This window comes from Paraburkholderia sp. Ac-20342 (genome assembly GCF_017104985.1).
Lineage (GTDB): Bacteria > Pseudomonadota > Gammaproteobacteria > Burkholderiales > Burkholderiaceae > Paraburkholderia.
Genome location: NZ_JAAGPQ010000008.1, coordinates 1 through 10,929, shown reverse-complemented (window position 1 = coordinate 10,929; position 10,929 = coordinate 1). Strand labels below are relative to the sequence as shown.

Sequence of the window (10,929 nt, the reverse complement as noted above, 5' to 3'; positions counted from 1 at the left end):
GGTTTTGACCGTACACGCGACGTGAGTCCAAGTATGTCACAAGGCATAATACTCCGGCGGGAGCTCCGAACAAACGCGCCCGGACGCTACGGGTTCGATAAACTGACAGCATGTGACAGCCATAAACTGCGGTCTGTCGTCGCCGATGGGAACAACCGAGTCTTCGTGGAACGGACGGGTGCGAGGCGCGCCCGCCGTGGCCGTTCGCTGAACGCATGTATTTGCCACTCCGCGCAGGTGATTGGCTGCGCGTATCGCAGAAGGAGGAGTTTGTTGTTGCGGCTGGCCGTCGCAGTACGTATCGCCGTGATCCCAAGAATTTAGATCCATTCAGTCGGCACTAGGCCTTGTCCGCGCCACTCTTCGACGCGATGGACGTTGGCGAGTCCACCCCAGACTTCTTCATCAGCGTGATCAAGTACGACGATCTGCAACCGGCCTGCGGTTTTTGTGATGATTCCATCGAAAAGCGTAAATACCTTTCGTACAGCAGCTACGTCCTCGTTGTCCCATTCTGGGTCTAAGTTCGCATCTGATGCTTTTCCTGCCCGTAGGGTTGGAAAGTAGACTTGGCTTGGTTGATCATAGATTAGCAAACCCGGCACTGGATGATTCAGCTTGCTCAGAAAGAAGCCTTGCAGGGCAAGGGTGAGCGCGACATGGTATGCGAGCCAATTTGCACCGCTACCGATCTCCCAAAGGAAATCATCGCGCGTACCACGAATAACCTTTACCGTGAGATCTTGGATATTGAGTCGAATAGGGGCATCTGGCCACTCGCCATCAAGCTGTGGAATTAGCCGTGATGAAATAGATTGGATCGTATCCAAAGCGTTTTCCGTTTTCCGACCTATCTCGTGTTCAGATATCAGCTTGTTCAGGTCCTCAACCTGTGTCCTTAGCGAGGAAATCTCTTCATGAAGTGTTGAGGACGTGTCGAGCGTTTCATACAACCTCAGGGCTTCTTCTAGGCGGCCGAGGAAACGGGAGATTTCCTCGCCACGAGTTGTCACCTTGCGCGCTTTTTCCGATTGGCCTTCCAGTGTTCTTATTTCTTGACGAATTGCCGCGAGATTCGCAAGGGTCGTATCCACTGCTTCGCGCTGACGAAGCGTTTCTCTTCCCAAAGATTCCGTAACTCCCGGATGCGATCGCAGCCGAAGCTCTATGCCGTCAAGCGCTTCGCAAAGCTGATCAATCCGCGCTCGTCCCGCATCGCTCGGTTCAAATACCGACGCCGGACGTTCGGTGGCCAATTCGCGAATCCATCTCGACAATTCCAACCGATCACGCTGGACGTGGAGGCCATCCAGAAACGTGTCACTACTCTCATCTAGGCGCCGCAGTTCGTGCAGCCGATTACGAGACTGATTAAGATCCATCACTAGCTTGGACTCAGCCACCCTAAGCTCAGTGAGCCGCGCTAATATGACGTCCATGGAAGCGAGCGTTGGGGTCGCAGCTTGAGCGTCGCTTTGCATTGCGGCTCGAAGTAGGTCTACGATCGAGGACCAGTCGTTCGGTACAGTTGTGTCCGCGGGCAGTAGTCCGTACTCAATCGCAAGACGTACCCAAGCGAAGCCCTCGCGTTGCCAGGAAGCTCCGGAAGCCTGTCGGGCTTTCAACTCGCCTTCCTTTCGGCGAAGCAGTCGTGCGATGCGCTCCAATTCGTGGCGCGCTTGCAGAAGCTCGGGGCTGATTGCACCAAGCACGTAAGGGAAGATGGTTTTTAGCTTTTCGCGATGCTCCGTGGTGTCCGCTTTGAAGAACATGACATCGGGGTTCGCGACGATATTCTGAGGCTGAAAAATGAAAGCCATCAGATCTCGAAAGCTTGGCCGTGACTTGAATCGATCCTCGCTACCAGGCTCAAATTGCAAGTTTGACAGGCTGGCAAGGCGATTCAGGACTGCCTTGACGTAGTCAACTGTCTGGTTCTTCTCTTGGATGACAGACGGCGGCTCGATTTCCGCTCCCTCCAAAAGCAACATGTCGCCAGAGGCCTTCAAATCGCCAGGCTCCCGGCGGGCAATCAGTTTTTGTCCCTCAAGTGTATCGACCAGCACGCCAAACCAGGAGCAACTCTCGCGAATTACGCCCACTGGAATAGTGCATTTTTCCGATCCCAGACAGTAGTCAATTATGGGTATCACCGACGACTTGCCGGTCTTCGATGCCCCGCTGATAACGTTGACCACGCCGGGCTCGAACGTCACTATGCGCGGTTCGCCGCCGCGTCGTGGCCATAAAATGAGTTGTCGCAGTTGAAAATACATCAAAATCCCACTTTCAGTATGTGCACTACCTGCTGATCGGTGAGGCCAGCAAACCAGTATCCGATCCTTTCGCAAGCCGGCTCAAGGCGTCGAATTCGCTCCCGCAGCACAGGTATGCGCAAGTCGTCGTACGGACCATTGGACCAGATCGTGGCCGTCATCGGATCGATCCGAATGAGACCGGCTCGCTCCGCCGACACTAGTGAGTCCAAGGTCAGTCGCCTTAGCGCTATCGCCCGACTGTGAATCGCAATGAGATCTTCCCGCTTATCCCCGAGCTTGCCGGCGAACAGATGCAACCCCGATACTTTATGCGTACTCAGCACCGTCGCCAAGGTTGGGCTATGCAGGATCAGCGGAAGGACAAGGAATGCGAGGGGCAGCGTCGCTGCAAGTCCGTCACGATCTTGGTATCCAAGTCCAAACTTCCAAAGGGCGTAGGCACCCAGCGCCTCGTTCTGAACCAGTGCAGCCTCGCTAAGGCGGCGTAGTTGAACGACTTCGCTCATGCTTCGTCCTCGTCATCTAGAAGGGCTTTGTGCTCCGGATGCCAGCCAAGCTCTCGTTTGTCTGCCAGATCGTTGAACGCTCCATGGGTGAAATAGTTCGGCACCGTGCGGCTACCTATGGGCACCTCCAAGACCGAGCATCGGCCATAGACGAGTCGGCCTTGCACGACTTCCGGCTTGTCCGAATAGAGATCTTTGACCTCGCCGGCAAACGCTTCGTGCCGACGCAGCAACGAGTCTTCCCAATCCTTAAAGGTGTCGTCATAGATGAATCCGGCTTCGGCCCACTTCACCTTGTCGCCGGACGTTCGCATGAGATCACTTGCCGCCCGAAGTTGCTGCGCCTCCGTGGCTTCGATTAACTGCAGTTGGCGCACGAACATCGGTCTACTCAAGAGTACTGCTTTCGTGTCAACCGTCGTTGGAATCGCGGATAGCGAGGCAAGGTAGCCAGGCATGTTGTTCTGCTGAACGAAGGCGTGAAAACTCTTCCGAAACTCTCCGACACCAATCAGAGCCGGCATGCCGTCACGGATGAGGCGGTCTGCTCTCGCCTGTGCCATGCCAATGGCAGCTTCGCAAATGACGTCAATTGATTCATCCGGAACAGTGGGCGCCAACAGAGCACGGAGAGGTTGTATCGGATCTGTATCGTTGCTGAAAACCGACGTCTTACAAATGACCTGATTGCGAAGAGCGGTTGCGACATCGAGAAATTTTTGCACGTGCAGCATGCACTTCGGCGGTTCAGCCTTCTTGCTAAGCTTGCCTTCGACCTGTTTGAGCAACTGGTCTACGGCATCTGCAGACGTCGCATTATGAATGGCTGAGCTTACCTTCCCGGACTTCGGCGGTGTCACGTACAGGCGAAACGTTGCTTTGGTCCCATCTACCTTCTTGGACTCGACCGCGACAAGCCAATTCGCGATGGTTTTCCAAAGGTCCTCGGACCAATCAGAGAGCGCGTTGTGGGACAGCGCGCTCTTGCACTGTTCCAAAAGAACATTTCCATCGGAATAGTGAACAGCGACATCATCCAAAAGCTCTAAGGAAACGCTCGAATCCGATGGACTGCTGAGGAGGTGGTAACAGAGCCGGACTGGCTGCAATGAAAAGCCCAGATAGGGGCCAGGTGCGCTGTGCTTGACCAAGGCTTTCATCCGCTTCGCCCCAAGTCCGCCCGACTATGGAATGCTTCCCATCTAGAATTCGTAAACTCCATGATGTTCCCCGAATCTCAACGCAATTCAGCTTAGGGCTGGTCTGCACGATTTGTTACGCATAGGGTACTTAATGTAGGTCTCCTGCAGTCGAATCATATCCGATGAAACGGCCATACTCTGGCTAACGGCGTGGTAGGGGAAGACTTTAGCTCATGGGGCGGGGCAGTGTTTCGGGGTGTGAGCGAACGCCATGATCGTGGGCGCGTCGACTACCTGGGCCGGCGCTTCGTCGGTGAGTCGGTTGCTCTCCCTCAAGCCGATAACGCGTCAATGAGATCAAGATCGCTGTCGTCGCAATCTGTCTCTGTTGTGGACTCGACAAGTTCCCCCTTTGATTGTCGGCAGTCTTCGATGAATGCTGCCCACCGTTCCAAGGCAAGGCGTCGTTCACCGTAGTATGTGTATTGATCGTAGATTCCTTCGACGCCGGGGAGCTTGTGATTCAGGCACATCTCAGAGACGTCGCGGCTGATCCTTAGCTTCCGCATATGGGACTTCATGGTCGAACGAAGATCATGCGGTGTAAATCGGCGTATCGAAGGTTTGTGGTTGTCGATCCAGTAATCGATGGCTTCCCGGATGGCGTCCTTGCTGAGGTGTGCGTCACCACCATGCCGCGCCGCTCGGCTGGCGGCCCTGGTTGGAAGAATATAGCGGGAGCGGGTATTGAGTGCGAGCAGTTCACGGAACCAGTCGACAACAATCGGCGCGAGCGGAATGTCCATTGCTGTGCCTGTCTTGCTGCCCGGAATATGCCAGCGTGCTTCATCGAGGAATACGTTTGTCCGCAGGCCTTTATACAACTCCTCCGAGCGAACGCCAGTCGCGAGAAGGATGCTGACCGAGAGCAGGTTCTCGCGATTCATGTCTGCGTTCAAAAGCACGTGCAGCTCACTGGCCGTCAGCATAAGACGTTGCCGAATGGGAGGACGGGGACCAATGATCGAAACTAGCTCGACCCCGATGGCGGGATTTGCATTAATGACCTTCTTGCCAGCGGCGTGACGGAAGATGGCTTTTGCAACGATTAACAGCGTGTTCGCCTCGACCCATCCAAGCTTGGCGCGCTCGATCAGCCCAACGATATCTGCCGCTTCGACTTCGCGTACCTGCATCGCACCGAGTACGTTCTCGGTCCGCTTCAGGTTTCGGCCGTAGCTTCGCTGCGTGCTTAATCCCAAATTGACCAGCACCTTCTCTCGGTAGTCGGAAACGAGCTGGCGGACTGTCCAATTCTTCCGGGATTTGTCCTTGCGCTTCTCGGTCGCCGGGTTGTTGCCTTTCTGGACTTCGACGCGCTTTTCGGCCGCGAGCTTGCGTGCTGCCGACAGCGTCAGATCGGGGTAGCGGCCGAGTGTCAATTCTTCCGGTTTTCCGCCTATCCGGAAACGGAGTATCCAAGACGCAGTGCCGGTGGCTGAAAGGGTAAAGGTCAAGCCGCCGCCGTCAGTTCTTGCGAGAGGTCGACTTTCCCGAATCCATCGCCTTAGTTCGAGATCCGATAGAACATTCGTCCCGCGAGTTGCCATGACGCGCCTCTGCCTAGCTACATATCTAGCTACACATTTTAGGCGCGCTCTGCACGGATGGCAACGGATTGATACGGATGGTTATTTTTATATGCGTTTGAATTTTAACGAATTTATAGGAATTCTCTGGAGCTCGTCGGCCCTTGGCGGACCTACATCAGAACGATATCGTACTGCTCCTGGCTCAAATTCGACTCCACCTGCAACGACACCGGCTTGCCGATGAAATCGATCAGCATCGCCAGATGCTGCGACTCTTCTTCGAGAAACAGATCGATCACCTGCTGCGACGCCACCACGCGAAACTCGCGCGGATTGAACTGCCGCGACTCGCGCAGAATCTCGCGCAGCACGTCGTAGCAAACGGTGCGCGCGGTCTTTACCTGCCCCTTGCCCTGGCACACCGGACACGGTTCGCACAGCACATGCGCGAGCGATTCACGCGTGCGCTTGCGGGTCATCTCCACGAGCCCGAGTTGCGAGAAGCCATTCACGGTCACGCGCGTGCGATCGCGCGACAACGCCTTCTTCAGTTCCCCCAACACCTGGTCGCGATGCTCGGCGTTTTCCATATCGATGAAATCGATGATGATCACGCCGCCCAGGTTGCGCAGCCGTAATTGCCGCGCGATCGTATGCGCGGCTTCGAGGTTGGTCTTGAAGATCGTATCGTCGAAATTGCGCGCGCCGACATATCCGCCAGTGTTGACGTCGATCGTCGTCATCGCCTCGGTCTGATCGATCACGAGGTAGCCGCCCGACTTCAGATCCACGCGGCGCGACAGCGCGCGCTGAATTTCGGCCTCGATGTTGTAGAGATCGAAGAGCGGCCGCTCGCCGGTGTAGTGATGCAGTTTCGACGACACCGCCGGCGTAAACTCCGCGGCGAAATCGGCCAGCATCTGATGCGTCTCGCGCGAGTCGACCTGGATGCGCGAGGTCTCGTCGTTGACGAAATCGCGCAGCACGCGCTGCGCGAGGTTCAGGTCCTGGTAGAGCAGGCTCGTGGGTGGCATGCGCTGCGCCTGCGACAGGATCGTCGCCCACGTCTTGCGCAGATAGGCGACGTCGGCGGCAAGCTCCTCGCTCGTCGCATCCTCGGCGATCGTGCGCACGATGTAGCCGCCTTTCTCGTCGGCGGGCAGCACGGCGGTCAGGCGCGCACGCACGGCCTCGCGCTCGGCTTCGCTTTCGATCTTCTGCGAGATGCCGATATGCGGCTCCTGCGGCAGATACACGAGCGTGCGCCCGGCAATGCTTACTTGCGTGGACAGCCGCGCGCCTTTCGTGCCGATCGGGTCCTTGACGACCTGCACCATCAGCGTTTGACCTTCGAAGACGATCTTTTCGATCGGCTGATGCGGTGCTTGATGTTGCGCTTCGCCGGCCATGCGCGGATGCCAGATGTCGGCGACATGAAGAAACGCGGCGCGTTCGAGGCCGATGTCGATGAACGCCGATTGCATGCCCGGCAGCACGCGCACGACCTTGCCGAGATAGACATTGCCGACGCGCCCGCGCGACAGCGTTCGTTCGACATGAAGTTCCTGGACGGCGCCTTGTTGAACGAGCGCGACGCGCGTTTCCTGCGGCGTGACATTGATCAGGATTTCTTCATTCATAGTGTTGTTCTAGAAGTCGATGCGCGCTGCGCGCAGGAGGGCAGCAGTTTCAAAAAGCGGCAAACCCATGATACCCGAATAGGACCCGTCGATATGCTCGATAAACTCCGCCGCGCGTCCCTGCACGCCATAAGCGCCGGCCTTGCCGAGCGGCTCGCCGCTGGCCGCGTAGCGGCGGATCGCGTCGGCGTGCGGCGCAGCAAAGCACACCTTCGACACCGACAGCGCCGCGGGCAGCAAGGCACCGTCGGCGTCGATCACCGCGACGGCGGTCAGCACCTCGTGCGTGCGGCCCGCGAGGCGCGTGAGCATCGCGACCGCGTCGTCGGCATCGGCGGGCTTGCCGAGAATCGCGTCGTCGATCGTGACGGTCGTGTCCGCCACGAGGATCGGCCGCCTCGCATGACCGCCGGCCACGAGCCGGGCACGCGCGGCATGCGCTTTCGCGACGCACACGCGCTGCACGTAGTCGCGCGCGTGCTCGCCGGGCAACTCTGCTTCGAGCGCTTCGGCATCTTCGTCGGGCCGCGGCAGCAGCAGTTCGAAACGCACGCCGAGCTGTTGCAGCAGCTCCTGGCGGCGTGGACTTTGCGAGGCGAGGTAGACGAACGGATGCAGCGAAGCGGCGGGCGTGGGCATGAACGGGTCTCGAAGGAGGGGATTCGGATGGCGTGGAGGCGGTGGGCGCGGTGACGGTAACGGACGGAGATGAGCGGGCAGGGTGAGCGGGTAGCCTGAGCGCCGCATCGGCGCGCCGCAACGAGCCGCGCAGCGATCATTACATCAAGTGGGGCGCGGAGCAAATGTCTGGACACGCTACGTCGAAACGCATCGTTCGGCGCATCGACGAGTATCGGTGGCCGGTGCCCCGTGAGTCGTCGCCCGGCAATGCCTGATCTGCAATACGCAGGGACATGGGCACGGACATCGCGCATCGCCGCGCATCAGCACGCGGCACACGCCTTATGCGCTCACACGCTCACGCGCGATGATACGGGTGATTCTGCGTGATGGTCCACGCGCGGTAAAGCTGTTCGGCAAGCAGCACGCGCACCATCGCATGCGGCAAGGTGAGGCTCGATACGCGCAGCATCATGTCGGCGCGCGCCTTCAGTTCGGGATCGAGCCCGTCCGCGCCGCCGATCAGAAAGGCCACGTCGCGCCCGTCCTGCTGCCAGCCGGGCAGTGCGCCCGCCAGCTGCATCGTGGTCCAGTCCTTGCCGCGCTCGTCGAGCGCGACGATGCGCGCGTTCTTCGGCAACGCGGCTTCGATCTTCTGCCGCTCGGCGGCCATCACGCTCTCGGCCGAACGTCCCGACGAACGCTGCTCGGGCTTGATCTCGCGCAGCTCGATGCGTAGCTCGGGCGGCATGCGTTTCGCGTATTCGTCGAAGCCGGTGGCGATCCAGTCCGGCATCTTGTGGCCGACGGCGAGGATATGCAGTTTCATCGCGAGGAAAGTAGCGGTGTGCCCGGTGTGCCGGATAGGGCCGGCTTACTTGCGACGCGCCGCCGTCTTGCGCGCGGGTTTCGCGACCGGGGCTTCCTCGTCTTCGTCCTCCTCGTCGGACTCGCTCGCGCGCGCGCCGCCGAACGGATTCGGCGTCGACAGCTTGATGCGCACCGGCTTGTCGCCCCAGATCTCTTCGAGGTTGTAGTACTGGCGCAGCGCCGGTTGCAGGATGTGGACGATCGCGTCGCCGCAATCGACCAGCACCCATTCGCCGATATCCTCGCCCTCGGTGCTGACGATCTCGCCGCCGGCTTCCTTCACGCCTTCGCGCACGCTCGAGGCGAGCGCCTTGGTTTGCCGGTTCGAGGTGCCGCTCGCGACGATCACGCGATCGAACAGCGAGGTCAGGTGGGTGGTGTTGAACACCCTGATGTCTTGCGCCTTGACGTCTTCGAGAGCGTCGACGATCACGCGTTGCAGTTTGCGAATATCCATGGAGTTACCGGTGGTACAGATGATGTTGAAGAATATAGTCCCACACCGCGGCCGGGACATGACTCGCGGCCTTGTCGTGGGTTGCGCCGTGGGCCTCGTTTTGCGCTTGGTGATCCGCTTTCCTGTCCGCGTTGCCGCCCGTCGGGTCGTCCGCCAGCGCGAGTTCGCGGCTCACCTGGTCGCGCAGATGCGCGCGAATGTCGGTGGCCGAGACGTCGAACGCGAGCGTCGTGTCGATCAGCAGATGCCCGCACGGCGTCGCCTGCAGCACGTCGGCGCCGGCTTCGCGTGCGGCGATTTCCTGTGCGACCGCGGGCGGTATCGACGCGAGGTCGAAGCCGGGCCGCGTGGCCGCGCAGATGTGCGCGAAGTCGAACAACTGCCGCCAGCCGTGCCACGTATCGAGATGCACGAGCTGGTCGGCGCCCATCAGCAGCGTGATCGACGCGTCCTGGCCTTCGCGCTCGCGCCAGCGGCGCAGCGTGTCGACCGTGTAGGTCGGGCCGTCGTGATCGATCTCGTCGGTCGCGACGCGCACGCTCGCGCCGGGCAGCGCGAGCGAGGCGGCCGCCGCGCGCGTCATCGCGAGCCGGTGCACGGCCGGCGAGACGTCCGCCTTCTGCCACGGCTGGCCGGCCGGCAGCAGCACCAGCTCGGTGAGCCGCAGCACGTCGGCGAACCGTCGCGCGAGCGCGAGGTGGCCGTCGTGGATCGGATCGAAAGTGCCGCCCAGCAGACCGATCCGGCGGGGCAGGGCGACAGGGTGAGCGTTCGGCTTCAGGTGAAAATCCTTATCGTGACCGGGAGCGTGTCGAGTGTGATCGTGCGCAGCGCGGACGCCGCCTCACACCCACTCGCGCGGCACGAGAAAATCGCTGTAAAGACGCGCTTCCGGCGTGCCCGGCTCGGGCTGCCAGTCGTAGCGCCAGTTCACCACGGGCGGCATCGACATCAGGATCGATTCGGTGCGTCCGCCGCTCTGCAGTCCAAACAGTGTGCCACGGTCGAAGACCAGATTGAACTCGACGTAGCGGCCGCGCCGGTACGCCTGGAAGTCGCGCTCGGCCGCGCCGTACGGCGTGTCGCGGCGCTTCTCGACGATCGGCAGGTAGGCCTGGAGAAAACCCTCGCCGACGCTTTTGAGCATCGCGAACGACGGGTCGAAGCCCGGCTCCGAGAAATCGTCGAAGAAAATCCCGCCGATGCCGCGTGCTTCGTTGCGGTGCTTGAGGAAGAAATATTCGTCGCACCCGCGCTTGAAGCGCGGGTAGAGGTCCGCACCGTAGGGCGCGAGCGCGTCGCGGCAGACGCGGTGGAAATGCCGCGCGTCCTCTTCGTAGCCGTAGTACGGCGTCAGGTCCATGCCGCCGCCGAACCAGAACACCGGCGCTTCGCCTGCCTTCGTCGCGATGAGCAGGCGCACGTTCATGTGCACGGTCGGGCAGTGCGGATTGCGCGGGTGCAGCACGAGCGACACGCCCATCGCCTCGAAGCCGCGCCCGGCCAGTTGCGGACGCGCGGCGCTTGCCGAGCCCGGCAACGCGTCGCCCGCGACGTCCGAGAAGCCGATGCCCGCGCGCTCGAAGAACTGGCCACCTTCGAGAATCCGCGTGATGCCGCCGCCGCGCAGCTTCTCGCCGGGCGCGCGTTGCCATGCGTCGGTTGCGAACGGCGTGCCGTCGAAGGCGCCGAGCGTGTCCGCGATATGCGATTGCAGGCCTTGCAGCCAGCTGCGCACGGCCTGTGCGTCGTAGCTCGAATCGGTCATGAATGCAGATTGCTGAGGGCGGCACGCTCGTCGTGCCGCGGGTTCTTCGAAGAA

The 10,929-nt window shown here is 60.3% G+C and carries 10 protein-coding genes; all 10 read right to left on the bottom strand.

Features of this window, described 5'->3' with window-relative positions:
• Window positions 1-320 precede the first annotated feature (320 nt).
• On the bottom strand, window positions 321-2,198 hold the full coding sequence (locus G3N58_RS04425; protein WP_346778235.1) for a DUF3732 domain-containing protein: 1,878 nt from the start codon (window positions 2,196-2,198) through the stop codon (window positions 321-323).
• A gap of 77 nt (window positions 2,199-2,275) precedes the next feature.
• A complete protein-coding gene (locus G3N58_RS04420) occupies window positions 2,276-2,785 on the bottom strand; it encodes a three component ABC system middle component (protein WP_205998553.1) in 510 nt (169 codons plus the stop codon).
• Window positions 2,782-3,945, bottom strand: a complete 1,164-nt coding sequence (locus tag G3N58_RS04415; RefSeq protein ID WP_205998552.1) for an ABC-three component system protein — start codon at window positions 3,943-3,945, stop codon at window positions 2,782-2,784. The genes G3N58_RS04420 and G3N58_RS04415 overlap by 4 nt, the downstream gene beginning before the upstream one ends.
• A gap of 314 nt (window positions 3,946-4,259) precedes the next feature.
• On the bottom strand, window positions 4,260-5,537 hold the full coding sequence (locus tag G3N58_RS04410; protein WP_205998551.1) for a site-specific integrase: 1,278 nt from the start codon (window positions 5,535-5,537) through the stop codon (window positions 4,260-4,262).
• A 152-nt stretch (window positions 5,538-5,689) separates the two neighbouring features.
• A complete protein-coding gene (rng, locus tag G3N58_RS04405) occupies window positions 5,690-7,159 on the bottom strand; it encodes a ribonuclease G (RefSeq protein ID WP_167047872.1) in 1,470 nt (489 codons plus the stop codon).
• 9 nt (window positions 7,160-7,168) lie between these two features.
• Window positions 7,169-7,798, bottom strand: a complete 630-nt coding sequence (locus tag G3N58_RS04400; RefSeq protein WP_205989198.1) for a Maf family protein — start codon at window positions 7,796-7,798, stop codon at window positions 7,169-7,171.
• Between the two features lie 340 nt (window positions 7,799-8,138).
• A complete protein-coding gene (rlmH, locus tag G3N58_RS04395; protein WP_008919684.1) occupies window positions 8,139-8,609 on the bottom strand; it encodes a 23S rRNA (pseudouridine(1915)-N(3))-methyltransferase RlmH in 471 nt (156 codons plus the stop codon).
• 45 nt (window positions 8,610-8,654) lie between these two features.
• The gene (gene rsfS / locus G3N58_RS04390) at window positions 8,655-9,107 is read right to left on the bottom strand and encodes a ribosome silencing factor (RefSeq protein WP_205989199.1); all 453 of its coding nucleotides are present in this window, start codon (window positions 9,105-9,107) and stop codon (window positions 8,655-8,657) included.
• Between the two features lie 4 nt (window positions 9,108-9,111).
• Window positions 9,112-9,888 (bottom strand): nicotinate-nucleotide adenylyltransferase, encoded by a 777-nt coding sequence (locus G3N58_RS04385; RefSeq protein ID WP_205998633.1) that lies wholly within the window; start codon window positions 9,886-9,888, stop codon window positions 9,112-9,114.
• Window positions 9,889-9,951: 63 nt separating this feature from the next.
• Complete coding sequence (gene hemF, locus G3N58_RS04380) at window positions 9,952-10,875, bottom strand: oxygen-dependent coproporphyrinogen oxidase (RefSeq protein ID WP_167047863.1); 924 nt, start codon at window positions 10,873-10,875, stop codon at window positions 9,952-9,954.
• Window positions 10,876-10,929 lie beyond the last annotated feature (54 nt).